Raw genomic sequence first — 24,441 nt, 5'->3', positions numbered from 1 at the left:
CCTGAGAAGAAATGCTTTTCCGGTAACAGGAACAACAGCTACCCGGGTAGATGATCTGGTATATCAATACACCGGCAACCGCCTGAATCAGGTGATAGAAAATGCGATGAACGACACCGGTTATGAAGGCGGCAACAATATCATTGATTATGACCTGAATGGCAACATGATCAATATGAAAGATAAAGGGATCAACAGCATTCTCTATAACTATCTCAATTTACCCAATACGTATTCGATTATTCAGGGAGATCCTGTCTTAGGAGTCACTTCAAGTGTCGCATTGAAATACCTGTACAGAGCAGATGGGGTGAAACTTCGCAAAAGCAATACCACCACCTCAGGAAGAGGGCAGACCCCAACCACCGTTACCACAGATTATCTGGATGGCTTTCAGTATGAGACCACAGAAGGCGGCGGAATATGCCTGACCTGCAGAACGGAAACCGCCTATGAAGAACAGGCCTACAAAAACAGAGGACTTATACCTCCCGGTGGAATTGCCACTACAAGACTTGATATTGTACCCACCGCAGAAGGTTTTTACAGTTTCACAGAAAACCGCTATATTTACCAGTACAAAGATCACTTGGGAAATACCCGGGTGAGCTTTGCCAAAAACAGCGCAGGCGCTCTTGAAGTCACCGATATCAACAACTACTATCCATTTGGATTAAACCATATCACGGTAGGCGGTACGAATTCTCTTTTGGGAGGGTATTACAGCTATAAATACAACGGTAAGGAAATTCAGGAGACGGGTTTTTATGATTATGGAGCGAGGATGTATATGGCAGATATTGGGAGATGGGGAGTTGTAGATCCGTTGAGTGAAAAAATGAGAAGATGGTCACCATATAACTATGCTTTTGATAATCCTGTTCGTTTTATTGACCCAGATGGGATGCAGGCAGAAGATAAAATTAAGATACTTAATAATGGAGATATAAAACGTACAGCAGATAATAACCCTTACGATACTATTACCAATGAAGATGAATCTAAGTCTATAAAAATTGCTCGCACTAATATAACAGATGCAAACCCTAGGGGAGATTCACAAATAGGGGAAGCTAAACCGATTTCTTTTGAAACACAAGGCCATGATGGTGAAGCTGGATCATCAAAATATACATACCTACAAATACAGAATTATGATGTAGCTACTCAATTTTTTGAATTTGCTGCAAGTAATACTAAAGTAGAATTTGGACAAGATACATTTAATTTCTCCGATGGTTTTTCTACAAATATTGTAAGTACAAATCACACGGTTAATTCGAGTTCCAGTGCAGCTACCACAATAGGTTATGTTGATGTAAGTCCGTCTGGATCAACATCTCGTTATTTTATAAACGATGCAACCCGTCAAGAAAGAGTACATTCTCATCCATCGGGATCAGATTGGGGGCCTTCAGGGTTTGATGTGTCTCGTAATAATAAAACGGGCAACTTAACAGTTCAACCAACATACAAAAACCCCGTTGGAGACAGAAAAACTTACAATAGTAATGTAGAAAATACATATCAATACACTCCTGAAGTAGGTTATTTTAAATATAATAAAGATACAGCTACATATATTGGAAAGATAAAAAAATAAATTATGAGAAAATACTTTTTGTTAGTTTGCATACTTATTTTGACAAATAGTTGCGGTAGTTATCTTCATTCTCAGCAAAAGAAAGATATTTATCAAGTTATTGTAAGTACATTTATAGAAAACAGAAACTCACAAGCAAATATCAATCCTAAAGAAAATGTATTGATAGTAGGTGCTAATGATAGTGATAGTGAAAAAGATTCATATAAGATTGTAATGTCTTTTGTAAATCCAAAACTATTAAGCGGATTTGAATATAGTAAAGTTTATATGATTGATGGATATAGATTAATTATAGATGAATCAGCAGCTAAATCAAACATATTAAAAAGCTCATTTAAAGAAGCAAAATATGAAGACCTAAATCTTGCTTCGCAGCCGATTGAATATGATTCTATATATTGGCTTATTACATTTAATTCAAAAAATGAAATTACCAGTATATCTCCACAACGAAAATCAAAAGAGATAAAAGATTTACTGCTCAATAAAGGAGTGAAATTTTCAAAAGATTATGAAGATTAATCTTTTATGATACAAAATAACCCCTCGCAATTTGCGAGGGGTTTGTTTTATATGGGGAAAGCATTAGAAAGCGTTTTCTTAAGCTTTAAATTGTAGAGAGCCATATCAATAATATTGAAGATGGATTCCTTGCTAACGAGAACTTCTAGCTCGTGTCTGATAAATAAAATAAAGATCATTGTACTTACAATGGTCTTTATTTTTAATGTAACAATTGTTATATTTACCAGTACAAAGATCACTTGGACAGACGAGTAAAAGAGAATATTTTACGAAGACTTCAAAAATAGTTCATCAAGGGTAAACTTTGCCAAAAACAGCGCAGGCGCTCTTGAAGTCACTGATACAACTACTATCCATTTGGATTAAACCATATCACGGTAGGTGGTACGACCTCTCTTTTGGGAGGGTATTACAGTTATAAGTACCAAGGACAGGAATTACAAGAGACATGTTTTTATAGTTTTAAGTGGAGAAACTATATGCCAGATCTAGGACGCTTCTTTAATATAGATCCACTTGCTGAAAAATATCAGTATAATTCAACTTATGCATTCCAGGAAAATAAAATGGGCTTAGGTAGAGAATTAGAAGGAGCTGAATTATTGCAGGAAAGAGGTTTAATAACATCAACAGGTATGACAGAATACGATGTATATACAAGAGAGCCATTACCTGATTATATGTCTTATTTAAATTATAAACCTTCTACTCCTTACCCCGATTTAATGACTGCCGAAACGTATCCTACAAATTCGGCTGCAAAAGGAGCGGAAAATTCTTCTTCATTTAAAGGAGTAATAGGTGTTATCGAATTATATAATGTTGTAAATAAGGGAATCGAAGGAGTGAAAGGGATGATTGCAACGGATAAAAATGTAAAAGCAATTAATTACATGGACAAATTAACAGGAGAGTTTAAAGATATGAAAACCGCATTAAATGTAGTCAATAAAGCAAATTTGAAACTAGATACTAAAACTAAAACAGAAATTACCAACTATGTATTTGATGGTTCTTTACCTAGGGATATTAATACAAGAAACAATTCAGTAGTTAATTTAGGATCAAAAACTAATATTGTCAATACCGGAAACTCTATTATGAGAAAAAATGGCATTATAGTTCAAAATAGCCCGGAAGTTAAGAAAAGAACAGAGCTAAATGAAGCAGTAAGACAACAACAGAAAAAATTACAAAAGGTAGGACAATGAGAATATGGATATTAATAATATTGTTTAGTGTTATATCAACATCTTGCAATACCAAAGCTTCGGCAGAAAGGAAAATAAAAAAAACAGTAATCAATTTTTTAGATGCTGTTGAAAAAAAAGATGGAAGTAAATATAAATCATTAATTTACGAAAGTGAAGCTTATCCTGGTGTTATATCAATGGAAGAAAAATTTTTTTATAAAAATTATAAAATAATCAACTCTAATGTAAACTTAAAGGAAAATATAAAAATAAAAGATACCATTTTTAATGGAGCTAAAAGAAAATATGTTCAATATCGTATTAAAAATAACAATCCAGATTTTTTTCAAAAACCATTAATCATTACTTTTATATTTTATGATCAGATAGGATATGATCGGATTTATAACCATAGTGTTTTTGATAATATGTTAGACTGGGAATAACAATAAAACCCTTTGCCGGTGCGAATTTATAGCTCATGTCTGATAAATAAAATAAAGATCATTGTACTTGCAATGGTCTTTATTTTTAATGTAACAATTGTTATATTTACCAGTATAAAAATCACTTGGACAGGCGAGTAAAAGAGAATCTTTTACGAAGACTTCAAAAATAGTTCATCAAGGATAAACTTTGCTAAAAACAGCGCAGGCGCTCTTGAAGTCACCGATATTAACAACTACTATCCATTTGGATTAAACCATATCACGGTAGGCGGTACGACTTCTCTTTTGGGAGGGTATTACAGCTATAAGTACCAAGGACAAGAACTTCAAGAGACAGGCTTCTACTCCTTCAAATGGAGAAATTATATGCCCGATGTAGGAAGGTTTTTCAATATTGATCCTTTGAGTGAAAAATATGCTTACCAATCCCATTATAATTTTTCTGAAAACAGAGTTATTGATGCTAGAGAATTAGAAGGCCTTGAAGCTAAGTTAATTAATGATACAACAATTGAATGGAAAGTTAAGGTAGATAACAAATTGGGACGTGATTATAGCAAAACTCTTTTGCAAGATGCAGCAGGTATTTTAAGCCAAAATGGTTTGACTGTAAATATTGTTGAAGACCCAAAGGCAAAATTTACTATTGAATTATCACGACCTCGTGCAAAAAATACTGATGACGGTCTTACTTTTGTTAATGGTGAGACTATGCCCGACGGGAATGTATATGATGGTAAGGTAGTAGCTAAAGATAGTCCTAGAACACTAGCTCATGAATTAGGACACAAAGCAAGTCTTCCACATATTTTTGATGAAACAAGTAAAGTTGAAAATACAAAAGAGAACAGTAATAATCTTATGAATTCTGGAGCTACCGAACAGAAGCCAGAGCTGAGAGATACCGCAGGAACTAATTTAATACCTTCTCAAACAACAGATATGAAGAATCACATAAGAATTTCCAATGAAAATAGAGAAAGGAAAGAGAAAGAACAACAAAAATCAAATCAAAATGCAAATTAATAAACTACTATATTTAACAGCTCTTCTGATGTTGAGTTTTGTCTCATGCCAGAACAAGAAACTGTACTATTTAAAATATGAAGATTTACCTTCTGAAAAAAAGAAAGAAGTGAATGAATATTTAGGAGATGTAAAAAAAATGTACCCTAAAAAAGATAATGAGATATTATTGATGCTAGGATATAATTGTTTTTTGAATGAATCAGTATTAATTAATAAAAATATTAAAAAAGAGTTTCCAGAAATAAAAAATGGCAATAGTGATGGAAAGACAACAATGATTATTGTTGAGAAAAAAATAAATAAAAATATAGAATTAGTATTTTCTGATGGCAAAAAAATTAATATTATGCCTAAAGAAAAATATGATTATATATCTGTTTGCTATAATAAAAAATTTAAAGAATGGTACATTGAATACTATAATTATCCTCATTTAAATATTAGTGAATAGTAAACCTCATACTGCCACGAACATCTTGTCACTCCACGCTGCCGCACGAATCCTTTCATGTGGTGAAGTAATAATAAAACCACTGCAATTGCGGTGGTTTTATTATTCTGAAACAGAACAAGAAAAATAAATCTTGGGGAGAAGGTCAGTTTTAGCACGGATTTTTCCATTGTCAGATAAATCAGGGATAAAATTGAAATTCCCACCATTCATTTAATATAAGTATCTTGGGTTAATAAAATAAAGGAGAATGATAAAATATCTGTTTATTCTTTTTCTATACATTGCCGCTTTTGCGAAGGGGCAGTACACAAAGCAAAGTCCGGATAAGACTTATGATCATTCTTATGATATTCAGGATAGTGTGATGATTAAAACCAGAGATGGAGCTGTAATTTCTGCGATGGTCGTCAGAAAAAAAGGTGTCATGAATCCTCTTCCTGTCGTTTTTCAGTTTACCATTTATGTAAGAGATGCGGGACGAGACCTTCAAAGTTTAAAAGAGGCTGCTGATAGAGGGTATGTCGGAGTTATGGCTTATACCCGCGGTAAAAGACTGAGTCCGGAGGCCGTCAATCCTTATGAATATGAAGCTAATGATACCTATGATGTGATCGACTGGATCAGTAAACAGAAATGGTGTAACGGTACAATAGGAATGTATGGCGGCAGCTATAATGGTTTCAGCCAGTGGGCAGCCTGTAAAACGATGCACCCTGCATTGAAAACAATAGTCCCTTATGTGGCCAATCGTCCCGGAATGGGACTTCCCATGGAAAACAATATTTTCATTACTCCCAATTATGAATGGGCTTTTTATGTCGGAAATAATAAATACCTGGATAATGAAACAGGAAATGACAGACAACGGTTCAGATCAATGATGTTTAAATGGTGGGAGAAAGGGGCTTCATACAATAGAATGGACAGTATTGACGGAGCTCCAAACCGGTGGTTTCAGCAATGGATTGCTCATCCGGACTTTGATGTTTACTGGCAGAAGATGGCTCCTTATAAAGAAGATTTTAAACAAATCAATATTCCGGTTCTGGCATTTGACGGTTATTATAATGACTCTCAAAATTCCGGTATTTATTATCTTAAAGAATTGCAGAAGTACAGCCCCAATACTCCGTTTTATCTGATCATGGGTCCCTACGGACATTTCGGAACCCAAAAAGGCGGGGAAAAGGAAATCAACGGGTATAAAGTAGATGAAGTAGCCATCTTCGATATTCAGAAAATTACTTACGAATGGCTGGATTATATTTTAAAAAACGGACCCAAACCATCAGTTCTTAAAGACAAAATCAATTATGAAGTAATGGGAGCCAATCAATGGCGCAGTGCTCCCTCCTTTGAAAAAATAAACAATGATGTTCTGAAACTTTATCTTTCCCGTCAAAAAAAGAATGGGACGTATTTTCTGGATTCAAAAAATTCCGGTCAAAATACATTTCTTTCCCAAACAGTTGATTTTAGAGATCGGAAATTAAGCGGAAACAGCGATTATTATCCGTCTCCAATAGAAAAAAATGAACTGGACAAAAGCACAGGGTTCATTTTTACCAGCGATCCTGTAGAAAAATCAGTTATTGTAAATGGCTCTTTTTTAGGAAGGCTCCATATTGAGATTAATAAAAAAGATGTAGACTTAGGGGTAACCTTATATGAATGGACTCCCGAAGGAAAATATTTCCATTTGTCCTATTATATTGGAAGAGCAAGCTATGCAAAAGACATTACCAAAAGACATCTGCTGAAGCCTGGAGATAAAACATGGATAGAATTTACAAACAGCCACTTTATAAGCAAAAAACTTCAGAAAGGAAGTCGAATTGTAGTGAAAATTGATGTTAATAAAAATCCGTTTTCCCAGTTGAATTATGGAACAGGAAAGGAGGTCAGCACAGAAAGTATAAAAGATGCCTCTATTCCTTTACAGATCAAATGGTATAATGACAGCTATGTAAAGATTCCTGTTTTAAATGAATGAAAATAAGTAGCGATTATTAGAGATGAATAAACATATTTTTGTTTTTAAAATCCATTATATGAGCAGGTTATGTTTTTTGTGTCTGAAAAACAGGTATATTGGTATTGCCAAATTAAAGCGTAATCCGAAAAGCATAGAGAGTAGGAGAAAAATCAAAAAATAGTATTATGAAAAACCTGAGAAAATTATCCAAAAAAGAATTAAAAACAGTTCAGGGAGGTATTCCAATGTGTCTGGCAGGATATTTCTGGTGTTCCTTTGCGAAAAAATGTATTCCCGTAGGATCACCTTGCGGACTTATTGATTAATCCGATTCATGAAAATAAGTAAAACGGGCTGTCTCAGAAAGGGAATAGCCTGTTTTTATGTATCGACTTAAGAGTGAATGTAATTCGTTAAAATGAGCATGAAATGTAGTGAGAACCGAAGCAGAATCACATCATCCGTGTGAGTTTGGAACTATATTCAGATTTTTAACGGATGATTCCTGTTTTGAACTTTTGTTTTGAAGTAAAAGTATAATTACAACGATACAAATCACCATCATATAGTTGAAAAATCATCAAAACAGGATTTTCATCTCTCACCGAAAAACCGTATTTTTGTACATCTAAAAAGTAAAAGAACGAATGAATTCCTACAAAAATCCATTGGAAGAGCGCTACTCCAGTGAAGAAATGTTATTTAATTTCTCACACAATAACAAATTCCAGAATTGGAGAAAACTTTGGATAGCTCTTGCTGAAATTGAAAAAGACCTTGGACTTGAAATTACAGACGAGCAAATTGCTGAGTTAAAAGCGAATGCTGAAAATATCGATTACGAGAAAGCAGCAGAATACGAAAAGAAATTCCGTCATGATGTAATGGCTCACGTTCACGCTTATGGGGATGTGGCACCTTCAGCAAAAGGAATTATCCATTTGGGAGCTACTTCGGCTTTTGTAGGAGATAATACAGACTTAATTCAGATCCGTGACGGACTTTTAATTTTAAAGAAAAAGTTGGTTAACGTAATGAAAAACTTAGCTGATTTTGCTATTCAATATAAAGACCTTCCGACGTTAGGATTTACACACTTTCAGCCGGCTCAGCTGACAACTGTCGGGAAAAGAGCAACTCTATGGCTACAGAGTTTGGTTCTTGATATTGAAGAATTAGACTTCTTCCTTGAAACCCTTCGTTTCAGAGGTGTAAAAGGAACTACAGGAACTGCTGCAAGTTTCCTGGAGCTTTTCAACGGTGATTATTCTAAAGTAAAGCACCTGGATAAAGAACTTTCAAAAAGATTCGGTTTTGATAAAGTTTTCGGAGTTTCCGGACAGACTTATGATAGAAAAATTGATGCTAAAGTAGTTGCTTTATTAGGAAATATCGCACAATCTGCACACAAATTCACCAACGATTTACGTTTACTTCAGAACCTGAAGGAAATTGAAGAACCATTCGAGAAAAACCAGATCGGTTCATCAGCAATGGCTTATAAGCGTAATCCGATGAGAAGCGAAAGAATCGGAGCCTTGGCAAAATATGTAATGTCTCTGACAACAAGTTCTGCAATGGTAGCTTCTACACAATGGTTTGAAAGAACATTGGATGACTCCGCCAATAAGAGATTGACAATTCCTCAGGCATTTTTAGCCGTTGATGCTATTCTATTGATCTGGAATAATATCATGAACGGAATCGTTGTATATCCGAACAGAATCAACAAACATATTATGGAAGAACTTCCTTTCATGGCAACAGAATATATCATCATGGAAGAAGTGAAAGCCGGTGGTGACCGTCAGGAAATTCACGAGGTCATCAGAGTACATTCTATGGAAGCTTCCAAGAAAGTGAAGGAAGAAGGAAAAGAGAATGATCTTATTGAAAGAATCTTAAACGATGATTCTTTAAAACTGGATAAATCAAAATTAAAAGAAGTTTTAGATCCTAAGAACTTTATAGGATTTGCACCGATTCAGACGGAAGAATTCGTCAAGAACGAAGTGCAGCCGATTCTGGACCAGAATAAAGGCCTGATAGGATTGGAAGCTGATCTTAAAGTATAAAACAATATGCAGTCTTTTGGGCTGCATATTTTATTTTCAGCCTTATTATGAGAAAAAGACTCCTCGCTATTGTATTGGTACTACCTATCATTTCTTTTTCACAGGGAAAAGAAGAGTTATATTATTTTAAAAATAAAGATTCTCTGGTTGGAGTAAAAAATAAAACAGGAAAAATTATTGTACCGGCAAAGTTTAGAATTTTCGCATACCTCAAAGACGGAGATCCGGTAGAAGGAGAAACTATTCTTTTTGATGGTAATAAAAAAGGAGAAAAGTATGAGAAAAATACCTGGGGATATGTGTACAACAGAAAAGGAACGTTTTTATACAGGCCTTTCCTGTATGACAACGGCCCCGATTATTTTTCTGAAGGAATGAGAAGACTCGTTAAAAACGGGAAAATAGGATTTGCAGACAGAAACGGTGTAATTGTTGTCGATCCCAAACATGACTTCGCTTCACCTTTTAACTATGGATATGCCGCTTTTTGTGACGGCTGCGACTGGGAAAAAACGGAAGCTGAGCACAAAGCAATCGTGGGCGGAACATGGGGAGTTATGAATACTCAGGGACAAACGGTTCAGCCGATTGCCGGACCTGCTGAAAATGCTGTGGAGATCAATGGAAAATACTATCCTTATCCTTTTCAGTACAATGAGAAAGAGAAAAATATTCTTCAGTTTTTTGAGAAACAGAATAAAAAACTCTCAGATCTGTATTATGTAAATGTATATAACAAAATGTCTGACAATGAGAAGAAGCTGTTTTTTGAGATCGTAGAAAGACCCAAAGAAAACTTCCCTTATTATCAGATAAATACCTATGATTACAGGAAAAAGGATTTGGGAATGCTGTACCGCTTTACATTTATGGCCTCAGAAGACGGGAATATATTTTATGCTGCAGAAGATTTTAATGAGCAGAAAATTCCTTTTAAAACCTGGCTGGAAAATGAAATAAAAGAAGCCGGAGAATTTCAGAAAACACATACCGATAACCCAAACAGATTCACTAACTAATACATATCACAACCATGAAAAATCTCTTATTATTTGTATTTGCCCTGATGTATGTAAAGCATTATGCGCAAAATGATCAGGCAGTGTATTCTATTATTGATGCCAATGCTCAGAAGCTTGTTCAGAAATCTGGCGCTTACTCAGTTTCTGTCGGGATTCTGAAAGACGGTAAAGTCTATACCAGACATTTTGGAGAAATAGATAAAGGAAAAGGAAATAAAGCAAACGATAATACCTATTTCCCAATAGCTTCAGTGACTAAACTTTTGACAGGACAATTGTTCGCTCAGGCGGTATTAGAGGGAAAAATAAAACTGGATGATGATGTCCGTAAATACCTGAAAGGCTCTTATCCAAACCTGGAATATGAAGGAGTGCCCATAAAAATAAGAGATCTGATTTCTTTTAAGACAGCTTTGCCGAGAACCCTTCCTAATGATGATGAATTAAGGAAAAATATGACCGATGAAACGCCTTTTCTATATGATAAGCTTGGTGAGGGATATACCAAAGAAGATTTTAAAAAAGATCTGGCAAATGTCAAACTGGATATGAAGCCGGGAACAAAATATAAATACAGCAACCTAAGTCTGGAACTGGCCGGTCTTATGTTGGAAAATATTTATGGAAAAAGCTATGAAACCCTTTTGAAAGAAAATATATTCTCAAAAAACGGGATGAATCATACCAAACTGGAACTTGGAAAAGATGAAGCTCAGGCCAATGGATATCATGAAAATTACAGGCTGATGCCGGTTTCAAAAAGTCTGTTGTGGGGATCGGGAGGCTCAAAAACTGAATCTACCATGGGAGATATGATGAAGTTTTTAAAAGAAGAACTGGATTCAAAAAATAAAATAGTACAGGAATCACAAAGAAATATTGATAACAGCAAAAGAGGTTGGTATGGCTATTTTTGGGATCAATATTTTATTACAGATAACGGAAAAAGAGGATTTAAACATGGAGGGTCTTACGGAACAAATACCCTGTTTACCATATTTCCTGAGCTAAACATCGGAGTTTGCATCATTGTGAATATCAACGGACCCGAGACTTATAATACACTTTATGACGGAACCACAAGATTAGTAGAAGACCTTATCTCAACCTCAGATAAAAAGCAGGTATACGGATATGCTGTGAAAGGAGATAAAATTGTTTTTACCTATACCCATCCTGCGAATTTAAATGCTGATCTTCTTCATACGGTAGCCGTAGCAGGAAGTTTTAACGACTGGAACGCCGAAAATCAAGAATATCAGATGATAAAAAAGGATAAAAATCATTATGAATTGGAAGTTCCCGTATCTCGGTTTGAAAAAGGAAAGACTTATTCTTTTAGATTTGTACTGAATAAAGATGGATGGATGGAAGCTCCTAAAAACGCATCCAATAATGACGGTACCAAACATAATAATCTTGCATTGGTTTTATAACAAAAAGATTGAGGTTAAAGAAAGTAAAAAGAGTAAATTTGCAGTCTATAATGTTAGGGAATCCCTAATGAGTGACCAGGACAGACGGAGCAGAAAACAATAATCTGGTATGGCACTCTGAATAAGTAAAAGTAGAAGAAAAAATAAATCTAATATTAAAATCTGACATCTAATGTCTAATAACAAAAGAATTTTCGTAGAAAAGAGAGGAATTTTCGATGTTGAAAGTCCAAAAATTTTTGATGAAGTAAGAGCGGTAGTATCTGCTGTTCAAAGTGTGAAAGTCTACAATGTGTATGATATTTTCAATTTGAATGACGGAGAATTTGAAAAAGTAGTGAACAATACTTTTGTAGATCCTGTTACTGATATTTTACATACAGAAAACCCAGCTAAAACCACTCATTTCGGAATGGAGTTTTTGCCGGGTCAGTATGATCAGAGAGCAGATTCTGCACAACAGTGTATAGCATTGCTGACTGGAAATGAAAAATCAAAAGTAAGAAGTGGTAAACTGATCGAATTTGAAGGAGTTTCCGAAGCTGATCTGGCTAAAATCAAAGACCTTCTGATCAATAAAGTAGAGTCTCAGCAGAAAGACCTGTCCGTATTGGATATTCCTGCCGATGAAACTCCGTCAAAAGTGATCATTCACGAAAACTTTATCAGTTTCAATGATGCTGAACTTGAGCATTTTTATAATAATCATGGTTTTGCATTAGGGCTTGACGATCTGAAATTTATTCAGGAATATTTTAAAACCGAACAGAGAAATCCTACAGAAACTGAATTAAAAGTATTAGACACGTATTGGAGTGATCACTGTCGTCACACTACGTTCGAAACAGAATTGTCAGACATTACCTTTGAAGGACAGTTCAAACACACATTGGAAACAATTTTCAATGATTATATCGAGAAAAGAAAATTCTTAGGCCGTGAACTGAAGCCGATCTCTTTAATGGATTTGGCAACAGTATGTGGTAAATACTTCCATAAAACAGGAAATCTGGACAATCTTGTGATCTCAGATGAGATCAACGCATGTACCATCCAGATTGAAGCCGAATACGATGGTAAAAAAGAACCGTGGTATTTATTATTCAAAAACGAAACGCACAACCACCCGACAGAAATTGAACCTTTCGGAGGGGCTTCCACATGTTTGGGAGGAGCTATCAGAGATCCTTTGTCCGGAAGATCTTTTGTATTCCAGGCGATGAGATTAACGGGAGCTGCAGATGTTTTAGAATCCGTAGATAAAACATTGCCAGGGAAATTGCCTCAGAAAACAATTACAAAACAGGCTGCCAACGGATATTCATCGTACGGAAATCAGATTGGTCTGGCGACTACTATGGTTTCTGAAATTTATGACGAAGGCTATAAAGCTAAAAGAATGGAAGTCGGTTTCGTTACCGGAGCAGTACCTGTAGACTGGGTAAGACGTGAGAAACCAGCCAGTGGCGATTCTATTATTATTTTGGGTGGAGCAACAGGTCGTGATGGAGTAGGAGGAGCAAGCGGAAGTTCAAAAGAACAGGATGAAACCTCCATCCACACCATGAGTTCTGAAGTTCAGAAAGGAAATGCCGTTGAAGAACGCAAAATCCAGAGATTATTCAGAAATCCGGAACTGACAAGACTGATCAAAAAGTCGAATGACTTCGGAGCAGGAGGTGTTTCTGTAGCAATCGGAGAGATTGCAGACTCTTTGGAAGTGAACCTGGATGTATTACCATTAAAATATGAAGGATTAAACGGTACGGAACTGGCGATATCAGAATCTCAGGAAAGAATGGCTGTTGTTGTAGATCCGAAAGATAAAGAACAGTTCATCAGATTCTGTGAAGCTGAAAATATTGTTGCCGTAGAAGTGGCAAAAGTAACAGATTCAGGAAGAATGCAGATGTTCTGGAAAGGAGACAAGATTGTTGACCTTTCAAGAGCATTCCTTGATACCAACGGATGTTCCAAATCTCAGGTCGTGAAGATCAACCATCTGGAAGAAGTAAAAGAAGAAACTAAAGTATTCACTGAAGAGAACTTCCTGAATACATTAAAAGATAAAAATGTAGCTTCTCAGAAAGGGCTGTTGGAAATGTTTGACTCTTCAATTGGGGCAACAACTGTTGCCATGCCTTTAGGAGGAAAATATCAGCAGACACTGATGGAAGGAAGTGTACAGACATTGCCGGTTTTAGGTGCCAAAGATATCAAAACAGTTTCTCTGGCAAGCTGGGGATTTGATGCCGTAATCTCAAAACAAAATTCATTACTGGGAGCTTCTTATGCCGTTGTAGAAAGTGTTGCGAAGATTGTTGCCATGGGTGGTGATTATAAAAATATAAGACTGAGCTTCCAGGAATATTTTGAAAAACTGGGACAGACTCCTGAAAAATGGGGGAAGCCTTTAGCTTCTCTTCTGGGAGCTTATGATGCTCAGATTAACCTTGGCCTGGCTGCAATCGGAGGTAAAGATTCCATGAGTGGAACGTATCAGGATCTGAATGTTCCCCCAACACTGATCTCTTTTGCATGTGCCAATGGGGAAAAACAGAATATCATTTCTCCTGAATTTAAGAACGCAGGCAATAAGGTGTATTTCTTCAATCATACTCCTCAGGAAAATGGTCTTCCGGATTATCATCGTCTGAAAGAAGTTTTTGAACTGGTTTTTGAAAACATCAAAACGGGTAAAATTGTTTCCGTTAAAACGGTTAAAGAAGGTGGTGTTGCGGTAGCATTGGCAAAGATGAGCTTTGGAAACAGATTGGGAGCTGAAATCAATGCAGATGAAAAGACATTGCTGGCTAAAAATATAGGGAGCTTAATCATCGAATCTAAAGAAGAATTAAGTTCGGCTGCTCTTCAGTTAATCGGAGAAGTAAAAGATTCAGCTTCCTTAAAAATCAACGGTCTGGAAATTCAGATTACGAATCTTGAATCGGCATACACGAATACATTCGAGAACCTTTTCCCGACCGTAGAAAAAGAAAAGATTACAGTTGAAATTGATGAGAAATCAAACTCTGTCAATCCAAGAAATATCATCATTAAAAAACACGGAATCGCTCAGCCGAAAGTTTTTGCTCCGGTATTCCCGGGAACCAACTGTGAGTATGATACCCTGAATGCATTCAGAAAAGAAGGTGCTGTGGTAAGCAGCTTACCTCTGATCAATATCAGTCACCAGTTACTGGATGAAAGTATTGATGCATGGGTGGAAGAAATTAAAACCTCTCAGATCTTAGCATTTTCAGGAGGTTTTTCAGCAGGTGATGAGCCGGATGGTTCTGCCAAATTCATCGTTAACGTTCTGAAAAACGAGAAAATGAAAAATGCAGTTCATGAGCTATTAGACAGAGACGGGATGATTATCGGTATCTGTAACGGATTCCAGGCTCTTGTGAAGTCAGGATTGTTACCATACGGAAGGATTAAAGATCTGGATGAAAATTCTCCGACTTTAGCACATAATGCCATCAGAAGACATATTTCTCAGATGGTAACCGTGAAAGTAGTAAATGATGAAAGCCCATGGTTAAAAGGAATGAAAGGACAGATTTTCACTATTCCGATTTCCCACGGTGAAGGACGTTTCATGGCTTCGGAAGAAGAAATTAAAAAACTATATGAAAACGGACAGATTGCAACCCAATACATAGACTTCGATGGAAACATCGCCCACGGAATGCCATTCAACCCTAATAATTCATTATTCGGAATTGAAGGAGTTACCAGTTCCTGCGGAAAGATCTACGGAAGAATGGGACATCCGGAACGTTTTACAGAAGGCCTCATGAAAAATATACCTACTGCGAATTACCATAATATATTCAAAAACGGTGTTGAATACTTCAAATAATAATAAAAAGAAAATGATCGTCATTAATGGCGGTCATTTTTCGTCTTTGGAAGGTTTCTATGACGAAGTTTCCCGTGTACTTATGAATGATGCCGGCTGGAAAGTAGGAACACTGGATGGATTTGATGATATTCTGTACGGAGGTTTCGGGGTCTTTGAAAACGGAGAAGAAATTGAAATCATCTGGACCGAATCAGAAAAATCAAAAGAAAATCTGGGATTTCAGACGACAGCAGAATGGTATGAAAATAAAATAAAGCAGGGAAAACCCTTCAATGCAGAACTTATTCAGGAAAAACTTGATGCTTTGTTGAAAGGAAACGGACAGACCCTGTTTGATATTTTGACAGAGATTATACAATCACATCCTGATGTAACATTAAAGCTTATATAGCGTGAAATTTTATTGGTCAGAACATTTTTTTAATCACTTTATTCTTGATACTTTTACCCATACAAAATAGAAGAGAACAGAATTTAATATGAAGAAAATAATGTACGGACTGTTTTTCGGAGACAGCATCACTTATGGAGAATATGACGGAGTATCTGGCGGATGGGTTGATATTCTGAAACGCTATGCTCTGCAACAGTATCATAGTGGGAATGGTGACGAACTGATCCTGTTTAATTTAGGAATCGGTGGCGAAACAACAGAAGGCTTATTGAAAAGAATGCCCCATGAATTGAGTGCAAGGAATTCAGCAGACGGAAATCTTGTTTTTATGGGATATGGTGCTAATGATCTTGCAATAAAAGACGGAAAATATATCGTAGCTCCTGAACAGTTTAGAATAAATATCAATATTGCGGTTCAGCATGCAAAACAATTTTCTAAAGATATTTATCTCGTAAGCATTCTTCCTGTTGCTCAAAAAATAGACGGAGTTCTGGTGAGTTCCGGAAAATTGAGAACAAATGAAGAAGTAAAAATTTACAATCAGATTTTACAGAATATTGCAGCGGAACATTCGTTAATGTATATCGATTTTTATTCTGCATTCGTGGATGACAAAGAAATCTTTCTTTCCGAAGACGGAGTTCATCCTAACGAAAAAGGCTACGGACTAATGGCAGAAGTTGTAATACCCGTTATTGAAAAATACTTATAATGCCACATTTATTTTCTTACGGAACCCTTCAGAATCCGAAAGTACAGCTTGAAACTTTCGGAAGACTTTTACAGGGTAAAAAAGATGTTTTGTCAGGCTACCAAATCCATATGCTGGAAATTACAGACCCTGAAGTATTGCGAAAGAGCGGACAGCAATATCATCCCGTGCTGATATTTTCAGGAAATGAGAATGATGCAGTCGAAGGGATGCTTTTTGAAGTCACTGAACAAGAAATTCTCCAGGCCGATGCATACGAAGTAGATGATTATAAAAGAATAGATACAACTTTTAAATCCGGTAAACAAGGATTTATCTATGTCGGAAAATAAGATGAATAGAAACGGGCTTTAGCCCGTTTTTTAATGTAAATGAATTTCCACCGGCTTTAGCCGAAACTTATAAACATAAAAAATAATCTTACAGCAATCAGAGCGTTCCTGACATACAGTTGTCACAACCTGAAGTTATCTTTGAAGGAGAATAAAAAATATAAAAAAATGAACAATGTAAAAGTGGAACCTTTTAAGGTGATCGGTATTGAAGTAAGAACTACCAATGAAAATAATCAGGCAGCAAAAGATATTGAGGCATTATGGGGGAAATTTATGAAAGATGATATTCTGAATACAATTCCCAATAAAACAGATCATTCTGTCTATTCAATCTATACGGATTATGAAAAGGACCATACAAAACCATATACTACAATTCTTGGATGCAGGGTAGATAATCTGGATAATATTCCGGATGGTATGGTAGGCCAGTCTTTTGAAGGAGGAAATTATGTGAAATTTACCCCTAAGGGAGATCTTACAAAAGACCTGGTGATCAATGAATGGCTGAAAATATGGAATATGGATTTAGACAGAGTATTTACCGCAGATTTTGAAATATATGGAGAAGAAAAAGCTAAAAACCCTTCAGATGCTGAAATTGATATCTTTATCGCTGTAAAATAACAAAAATGATGGGATGGAAGAGTATGATAAAAAAAATACACTTCCATCTTTTTAATGAAATATGTATTTCCAATACACTGAAACGCCTACAATTACAGAAGCAATAGCCATCAGGACTACAGCACCGGCAGCAATGTCTTTGATAAAGCCTATCCTTTTATCAAAATCAGGCTGGATGATATCACAGGTCTTTTCAATAGCGGTATTGAGAATTTCGGTGCTTAAAACCGCAAATGAGACCATAAGAATAAGAACCGTGTCAGTACCGGAAAGGCCAAAATAAAATATTAAAAACAGATTGATGGCGAAAGCCGCAAGTTCAATCTGAAAATTTCTTTCGGTTTTTACCATGAAAAACAGACCCCTGAAAGCATTCAGAAAACTTTTATGGACAGGTGGTTTTCGCATGATCTACTTTTTTGAACAAAGATAAGTTTTGTATTTTGATTGTTGCAACTTATCTGTTATATTTGAATAGAATAATAACTATGAAAAAAAGATTATCCCTTTTAGGGCTGGCTTTACTGTCTGTAAATGCATTTTCTCAGGATTATAAACAGAAAATAGCAAAAGCATCCTGTGAATGCTCAGGAAAAATAAAGACGGAAACCCTTTCCTCAAATGAACTCAGTACGCAGTTTGGTCTTTGTGTAATAAAAGCAGCAATGCCTTATGCTAAGGAAGTAAAAAAAGAATATAATTTTGATATCGTGAATATCGGAAGTTATGAAGATCAGGTAACGGATAAATTCTTTGAAAATATTTCAATGTTGATGATGACCGAATGTTCAGATATATTTTTTAAAATGGTAAAAAATGATCAGGCTGCCGAGAATTTATCTCTGGAAGGAACGGTTACAAAAATTGAAAAAAATGATTTTGTGGTGTTTCATATTACAGATTCCAACAAAAATCTTAAAAAATTATATTGGATTACATCAGTAGAATCAAACCTCGATTTACCCAAGGAATATAGCTCTTTATTAAACAAAAAAATAAAACTCAGCTATTATGCTGCCGAGATTTTTGATGCAAAAATAGATGACTATAGGAACCTAAGCGTAATCACAAGTCTGAAAACAGATTGATGATGTTTGTTAAAAACTCCTCGATATTATTTTTTTCTTTGTTATATGTATTTATTATATTTGTAGAAACTTATTTTTAAATCTATGAAATTTATTATTTCAAGTGGTGAACTGCAGAAGGCTTTGCAAACTGTAAGTGGCGTAATATCAAGCTCTCAATCGAGACCTATTTTAGAAAACTATCTTTTTGAACTAGACGGAAATAATGTTACCATTACAGCATCTGATGGCGAGACTACTCTTGTTACTTCTCTGGAAGTGAAGTCTGATGACACAGGTAAATTTGCTGTTCCTGCGAAAATTTTTCAAGATTTTATCAAGACCTATGGCGAACAGCCTTTGACATTTGCCGTAAAGGACAATGCTGAAGGAACCGGAAGCCAGCTTGAGATTTTAGATGAAAAAGACAACTTTGCAGTAGCACTGGACAACGCGGATGATTATCCTGAATTGCCGGAATTTGATGCTTCTCAAAGTGTAATAATGCCCGCGGGAGTACTATCTGAAGCACTTACCAATACACTTTTTGCAACAAGCAATGACTCTCTGCGTCCAGTGATGACAGGAGTACTGTTCCAGTTTGGTGAAAATGAAACAAATTTTGTTTCTACAGATTCCCACAGACTGGTAGTTTACAAAAGAACAGATCTGATGAATGCCGAACCTATGGAATTCATTATGCCTAAAAAACCGTTGAATATTTTCAAAAATATTTTAGCCAGCTCTAATGAAGACGTTAAAATCGACTTTAATGAGAATATGGCTAAGTTTACTTTTGATAAACATATCTGGATCTGTAGACTGATTGACGGGAAGTATCCGAACTATACTGCGGTAATTCCTAAAGAAAATCCCAATATTTTAACCATCAACAGAAACCTGTTGCTAGGAGCTATTAAAAGAGCATCTATTATGTCTAACAAATCTACCAATCAGGTGAGATTTAAGCTTTCAGGTAATATTCTTCATCTTCATGCAGAAGATACAGAGTATGCAAACAAAGCAGATATGCAGATTCCTTGCGACTACAACGGGGAAGATATCAATATCGGTTTCAGCTCTAAATTCTTAACAGAAATGCTGACGATTCTTGGTTCTGACGATGTGACAATGAAAATGTCTCAACCTAACAGACCTGGTATCATTGAACCTCTGGATGGTCTTGAAGAAAACGAAAATATCTTAATGCTTTCAATGCCGGTTATCGGGTTATAAGTCTAAAGAACAACTATAGAAAAGCCGGTTTTTCCGGCTTTTTTTATTTCTGAAACTCCGCATTTTCAAAAAAATATTAACGTTATTTGTATTGTGCTATAGCCTTCATCATGGAAATAAAAATTCAATCCTGTCAAACCTCTGCTTTCTCAGAACTGACCACCGAAAATTACAGTATCGTTGTATGGAAAGGTAAAGGTGTTTTTTCTGTAGATGATATCAATTACCCTTATGACGGCCATCATATCCTGTTTCTTTCTCCTTATCAAAAACTGAAACTGACTTCAGAAACCAATGAAAATATTTCAGTTCTTTTTTTTCATGGTGATTATTACTGTATAGAATATCATAAAGAAGAAGTAGCCTGCAATGGGCTGTTGTTCAATAATATTTACACAAATCCCGGAATAGAATTAGGCGAAGAAAAATACAGATATATTCTGGAGATTTTTGAAAGAATCAAAAAAGAAGAGTCTGAAAATCATCCGTTCTCCCAATCAGTCATCAAAACATATATTCAGTTGATTCTTGCCTTAGGAAGTAAAGAAAAAAGCTTTGCTGATCCTGATGCTGCAACAAACGAAAAGGTACCGAATAAAAATGCCGCAGAATTTCAGAAATTACTGGAAGTATATTATAAAAAAGAAAAGGAACTTTCATTCTACAGCGATCAGCTGAATATTACCAACAGTACCTTAAGCAAGGCTGTTAAGAAAGACTTTGCCAAAACTCCTTTGCAGCTTATCAACGAAAGAACAATTCTGGAGGCTAAGAAACTCCTGCATCTTACTTACCGGTCCGTGAAAGAAATCGCTGCCGAATTAGGATTTGCTGATGAGTTTTATTTCAGCAGATATTTTAAAAAATCTGTAGGATGTTCCCCAAAAAGCTACCGTGAGAAGGTGGGGATTTCTGTAGTGGCAAAAATATCCATGTAATGTCCCGGAATATCTATTCTTAAGCGCAGTATATCGGTCTACTTTTGTAAGAAAAGTAAATCATATGCAAAACAACAGATTATTCAGCACTCTATTGAAATTTGATATCTGGTCTCTCAATTTTCTGAGACTGTCGATATTTATTGTAATGGCCTGGATCGGAGGGCTTAAAGCTTTTCAGTACGAGGCAGACGGCATCGTTCCTTTTGTGGCCAACAGTCCTTTTATGAGTTTTTTCTATAAAAATGCAGGAAATAAAGTTCTTAACGAAGATAAAAAACGGGTTTCAGAATATACTTTGTACAAAAATCCGGAAGGAAAGGTAGTACAGAAAAACATAAAATGGAATCAGCAAAACGGAACTTATGTGTTTTCATACGGATTGGGAACAATGATCATTATTATCGGAACGCTGGTGGTATTGGGAATCTGGTTTCCGAAAATCGGAGCAGTCGGAGGAGGGTTAACTTTTCTGATGTCGATGGTTACCTTATCATTTTTAATTACCACTCCGGAAGCCTATGTTCCTAATCTCGGCGGAGATAGTCCCAGCCCTCAGTACGGATTTCCCTATCTTTCAGGAGCAGGACGTCTGGTGATAAAAGATATCATTATGATGGCGGCGGGATTAGTATTGTTTTCAGACAGTTTAAAAAAAGTTGTCACACCTTCCGGACCGCCCATTATGAACTAAGACCGGATAACCGGCTATTGTTCTGAAAATCTTTCAACTAAATTTAGATCTTTTGCCAGTGCTGTTTCCTGAGTTTATAAAAGTGGAATTAACGAAAATTTATTATCTTAAAGTTGGTTCTAAATTTCTGTATTTCTTAAAAAAACACGACATTTGTACGCTTAAAACTGTTCGGTTATAGCCGAACAAAATTCAAATAAATTTTTTGAAAATATTTCGGATGAAGCTAAGCATTTCATCCGCCTTTAGAAAAAATAAAATTATCAGATGAAAATATCAAACAATTGGCTGAAAGACTTTGTAAAAACGGAATTGAAGACTGAAAGAATCGGTGAGTTTCTTACAGATATAGGTCTTGAAGTTGAAGGGATAGATAAATTTGAAAGTGTAAAAGGCAGTCTGGAAGGTATTGTTGTAGGAAAAGTATTGACCTGCGAAAAACATCCGAATGCTGATAAACTAAAGAAAACCACTGTAGATGTAGGAAACGGAAAAGTACTGAACATCGTTTGCGGCGCTCCGAATGTGGAAGCAGGACAAACGGTTCCGGTAGCAGTAGTGGGAACTAAAATCTATGACAAAACCGGAAACTTTTTTGAAATCAAAGAAGCCAAGATCAGAGGAGAGGTTTCTCAGGGGATGATTTGTGCAGAAGATGAGCTTGGACTTAGCGAAGATCACGGTGGAATCATGGTGTTGGATGAAACAAAATATGAAGTAGGGAAAAACTTTGCCGATTATTTTGAGCTGACGAATGATGAGGTTTTTGAAATTGGTTTAACACCGAACAGAACAGATGCAATGTCTCACTACGGTGTAGCGAGAGATCTTCATGCTTATCTTTCTACCAACCAATTGAAATCACAGTTTAAAAAAGTGGCTTCCGAAGCTTTAAACAGCGAAGGAACCAACGATTTTTCTCTGGTAATTGAAGATGCTGAATTATGCCCAAGATATATAGGAGCTGTTATTGAAGATGTAAAAGTTGAAGATTCTCCGGCCTGGCTAAAAGACAGACTGAAAGCAATCGGATTAAGCCCGATCAATAATGTGGTAGATATTACAAACTATATTCTTCATGGATACGGACAACCCCTTCACGCTTTTGATGCTGATAAAATTGCAGACAAGAAAGTGAAAGTAGGAGTGGTAAAACCGGGAACAAAATTCACCACATTAGATGGAGTGGAAAGAACATTGAACGGTACTGAAATCATGATCAAAGACGGTAAGGATACCCCGATGTGTATCGCCGGTGTTTTCGGTGGAGCTACATCAGGAGTTTCTGATACTACAAAGACTATCTTCCTTGAAAGTGCTTATTTCAACCCGATAGCGGTGAGAAAAGGAGCAAAACTACACAGCCTGAATACCGATGCTTCTTTCAGATTTGAAAGAGGAGTAGACCCTAATATCACCCGAACAGCTATTACCCATGCAATCAGACTGATTCAGGAATTGGCCGGCGGGAAATTAACCGGAGAACTGCTGGAAGAATATCCTAAGAAAATTGAAGATAGCTATGTGATCCTTAGATTCTCTAAAATTGAACAGATTTTAGGAACAAAAATTCACAGAGAGAAAGTAAAAGAAATTTTAAAAGCACTGGAAATTCAGGTATTGAATGAAATTCCTAACGGTTTTGAAATCTCAGTTCCTGCATACAGAGCAGATGTAACAAGAGAGATTGATGTGATTGAAGAAATTTTAAGAATTTACGGTTACAACAAAATTGATGCTCCGCAGAAGATTTCATTTACCCCAGTTAAGCTAAGCGCAAACGATCAGGATGAATTGGAAAACAGCTGGGCAAGAACTTTGCAAAGTCTTGGTTTCAATGAAGTAATGAATAATTCCCTGACTTCTGTGAAAGATGAAACTGATGCCGTGAAATTATTGAATCCGTTAAGTGGTGATCTTGCATTCATGAGAAAATCATTATTGGAAGGTCTTCTTGAAAATGCAGTCTATAATATCAACAGAAAGAATCAGGATATTAAATTTTTTGAATTCGGAAAAATCTATCATAAAAAAGATAAATACGAAGAAAGAAAACAACTGGCGATTTTAGTATCAGGAAGAGATGCCGCAGAAAACTGGTTACAGCCTAAATCTTCCGTAAGCTTCTATAATCTGAAAGCCTATGTAAAAGTTTTACTGGAGAAACTTGCTGTTGATTATAAAGAAGTTGCTTTAACGGATGGAAGATTCTCTGATGCTTTAGCATACGAAGCAGACGGAAAAGCTCTGGTAAGAATCGGAAAAGTAGCTCCGGCTTTATTGAAAGATGCAGATATTGATCAGGAATGTTTCTATGCCGAAATTGAACTGGAATTAGCTCAGGAATTACGTTCTGCAAACGAACTGAAGTTTAAGGATATTCCTAAATTCAATAAAATCAGAAGAGATCTTGCTCTGTTGATTGATAAAAATGTAGGCTATCAGGAATTATACCAGACTGCGAAAAAGAATAAATCTCCGTTTATCAAAGGAATCAACTTATTCGACGTGTATGAGGGGAAAAACCTTCCTGAAGGTAAAAAGTCTTATGCAATGAGTTTTGAGCTTTTAAACGAAGAGAAAACACTGGAAGAAAAAGAAATTACAGAAGTAATGGATTCTCTGATCAAATCTTTCCAGAAAGAATTCAATGCTGAATTAAGATCTTAATCATAAGAACCTATTTTATATACAGAAACGGACTTTTTTAAGTCCGTTTTTTTATTTTTTGAATAGATCTGTGAATTCTTAATAAGAAAATTGCAGTACTTCATCATAGGTTCTATTTTTTTTTAAGTCA

Annotated in this window: 22 protein-coding genes; 21 read left to right on the top strand and 1 reads right to left on the bottom strand. The window is 35.8% G+C overall.

Going from position 1 to position 24,441, the window contains the following annotated elements; genetic code table 11:
• The 16 genes from JO178_RS19865 to JO178_RS19790 form a co-directional block, all read left to right on the top strand.
• Nucleotides 1-1,603, top strand: a 1,603-nt coding sequence (locus tag JO178_RS19865; RefSeq protein WP_291939711.1) for an RHS repeat-associated core domain-containing protein, incomplete at its 5' end; no start/stop codon positions are given.
• Between the two features lie 3 nt (nt 1,604-1,606).
• On the top strand, nt 1,607-2,128 hold the full coding sequence (locus tag JO178_RS19860) for a hypothetical protein (RefSeq protein WP_291939708.1): 522 nt from the start codon (nt 1,607-1,609) through the stop codon (nt 2,126-2,128).
• Between the two features lie 401 nt (nt 2,129-2,529).
• Nucleotides 2,530-3,342 carry a hypothetical protein gene (locus tag JO178_RS19855; RefSeq protein ID WP_291939705.1) on the top strand — a complete coding sequence of 271 codons (813 nt, stop codon included), beginning with the start codon at nt 2,530-2,532 and terminating at the stop codon, nt 3,340-3,342.
• Nucleotides 3,339-3,770: a hypothetical protein gene (locus JO178_RS19850; RefSeq protein ID WP_291939702.1), complete on the top strand. Its 432-nt coding sequence runs from the start codon at nt 3,339-3,341 to the stop codon at nt 3,768-3,770. The genes JO178_RS19855 and JO178_RS19850 overlap by 4 nt, the downstream gene beginning before the upstream one ends.
• 147 nt (nt 3,771-3,917) lie before the next feature.
• Nucleotides 3,918-4,799, top strand: a complete 882-nt coding sequence (locus JO178_RS19845; RefSeq protein ID WP_365867312.1) for an RHS repeat-associated core domain-containing protein — start codon at nt 3,918-3,920, stop codon at nt 4,797-4,799.
• On the top strand, nt 4,789-5,253 hold the full coding sequence (locus JO178_RS19840; RefSeq protein WP_291939699.1) for a hypothetical protein: 465 nt from the start codon (nt 4,789-4,791) through the stop codon (nt 5,251-5,253). The genes JO178_RS19845 and JO178_RS19840 overlap by 11 nt, the downstream gene beginning before the upstream one ends.
• Nucleotides 5,254-5,503: 250 nt before the next feature.
• Nucleotides 5,504-7,249, top strand: a complete 1,746-nt coding sequence (locus JO178_RS19835; protein WP_291939697.1) for a CocE/NonD family hydrolase — start codon at nt 5,504-5,506, stop codon at nt 7,247-7,249.
• Between the two features lie 167 nt (nt 7,250-7,416).
• Nucleotides 7,417-7,557 carry a bacteriocin gene (locus JO178_RS19830; protein WP_291939694.1) on the top strand — a complete coding sequence of 47 codons (141 nt, stop codon included), beginning with the start codon at nt 7,417-7,419 and terminating at the stop codon, nt 7,555-7,557.
• Between the two features lie 321 nt (nt 7,558-7,878).
• Nucleotides 7,879-9,306, top strand: a complete 1,428-nt coding sequence (purB, locus tag JO178_RS19825; protein WP_291939690.1) for an adenylosuccinate lyase — start codon at nt 7,879-7,881, stop codon at nt 9,304-9,306.
• A 47-nt stretch (nt 9,307-9,353) separates the two neighbouring features.
• Nucleotides 9,354-10,325 (top strand): WG repeat-containing protein, encoded by a 972-nt coding sequence (locus JO178_RS19820; RefSeq protein WP_291939687.1) that lies wholly within the window; start codon nt 9,354-9,356, stop codon nt 10,323-10,325.
• A 14-nt stretch (nt 10,326-10,339) separates the two neighbouring features.
• Nucleotides 10,340-11,764, top strand: coding sequence for a serine hydrolase (locus JO178_RS19815; protein ID WP_291939685.1), 1,425 nt, complete (start codon nt 10,340-10,342; stop codon nt 11,762-11,764).
• Nucleotides 11,765-11,936: 172 nt separating this feature from the next.
• Nucleotides 11,937-15,632 carry a phosphoribosylformylglycinamidine synthase gene (locus JO178_RS19810; protein WP_291939683.1) on the top strand — a complete coding sequence of 1,232 codons (3,696 nt, stop codon included), beginning with the start codon at nt 11,937-11,939 and terminating at the stop codon, nt 15,630-15,632.
• Nucleotides 15,613-16,026, top strand: a complete 414-nt coding sequence (locus JO178_RS19805) for a ribonuclease inhibitor (RefSeq protein WP_291939680.1) — start codon at nt 15,613-15,615, stop codon at nt 16,024-16,026. Before JO178_RS19810 ends, JO178_RS19805 begins: the two co-directional genes overlap by 20 nt.
• A gap of 88 nt (nt 16,027-16,114) precedes the next feature.
• Nucleotides 16,115-16,744 carry a GDSL-type esterase/lipase family protein gene (locus JO178_RS19800; RefSeq protein ID WP_291939678.1) on the top strand — a complete coding sequence of 210 codons (630 nt, stop codon included), beginning with the start codon at nt 16,115-16,117 and terminating at the stop codon, nt 16,742-16,744.
• Complete coding sequence (locus tag JO178_RS19795; protein WP_291939675.1) at nt 16,744-17,076, top strand: gamma-glutamylcyclotransferase family protein; 333 nt, start codon at nt 16,744-16,746, stop codon at nt 17,074-17,076. The genes JO178_RS19800 and JO178_RS19795 overlap by 1 nt, the downstream gene beginning before the upstream one ends.
• A gap of 168 nt (nt 17,077-17,244) precedes the next feature.
• Nucleotides 17,245-17,706 (top strand): GyrI-like domain-containing protein, encoded by a 462-nt coding sequence (locus JO178_RS19790; RefSeq protein WP_291939672.1) that lies wholly within the window; start codon nt 17,245-17,247, stop codon nt 17,704-17,706.
• Nucleotides 17,707-17,757: 51 nt separating this feature from the next.
• Here JO178_RS19790 and JO178_RS19785 read toward each other — a convergent pair whose 3' ends face one another.
• Nucleotides 17,758-18,114 (bottom strand): diacylglycerol kinase family protein, encoded by a 357-nt coding sequence (locus JO178_RS19785; protein WP_291939670.1) that lies wholly within the window; start codon nt 18,112-18,114, stop codon nt 17,758-17,760.
• Between the two features lie 80 nt (nt 18,115-18,194).
• Between JO178_RS19785 and JO178_RS19780 the strand changes: the two genes are divergently transcribed.
• The 5 genes from JO178_RS19780 to pheT all read left to right on the top strand — a co-directional run bounded on the left by JO178_RS19780 (nt 18,195) and on the right by pheT (nt 24,311).
• Nucleotides 18,195-18,794, top strand: a complete 600-nt coding sequence (locus tag JO178_RS19780) for a hypothetical protein (RefSeq protein ID WP_291939667.1) — start codon at nt 18,195-18,197, stop codon at nt 18,792-18,794.
• A gap of 84 nt (nt 18,795-18,878) precedes the next feature.
• Entirely contained in the window at nt 18,879-20,009 is a 1,131-nt protein-coding gene (gene dnaN / locus JO178_RS19775) for a DNA polymerase III subunit beta (RefSeq protein ID WP_291939665.1), read from the top strand.
• Between the two features lie 110 nt (nt 20,010-20,119).
• The gene (locus JO178_RS19770) at nt 20,120-20,947 is read left to right on the top strand and encodes a helix-turn-helix domain-containing protein (RefSeq protein ID WP_291939662.1); all 828 of its coding nucleotides are present in this window, start codon (nt 20,120-20,122) and stop codon (nt 20,945-20,947) included.
• Between the two features lie 64 nt (nt 20,948-21,011).
• Nucleotides 21,012-21,641, top strand: coding sequence for a DUF417 family protein (locus tag JO178_RS19765; protein ID WP_291939660.1), 630 nt, complete (start codon nt 21,012-21,014; stop codon nt 21,639-21,641).
• Nucleotides 21,642-21,908: 267 nt separating this feature from the next.
• On the top strand, nt 21,909-24,311 hold the full coding sequence (pheT, locus tag JO178_RS19760) for a phenylalanine--tRNA ligase subunit beta (RefSeq protein WP_291939658.1): 2,403 nt from the start codon (nt 21,909-21,911) through the stop codon (nt 24,309-24,311).
• Nucleotides 24,312-24,441 lie beyond the last annotated feature (130 nt).

Source organism: Chryseobacterium sp. (assembly GCF_019236175.1).
Taxonomy (GTDB): Bacteria; Bacteroidota; Bacteroidia; order Flavobacteriales; family Weeksellaceae; genus Chryseobacterium.
This window is presented reverse-complemented; position numbering and strand designations above follow the sequence as displayed.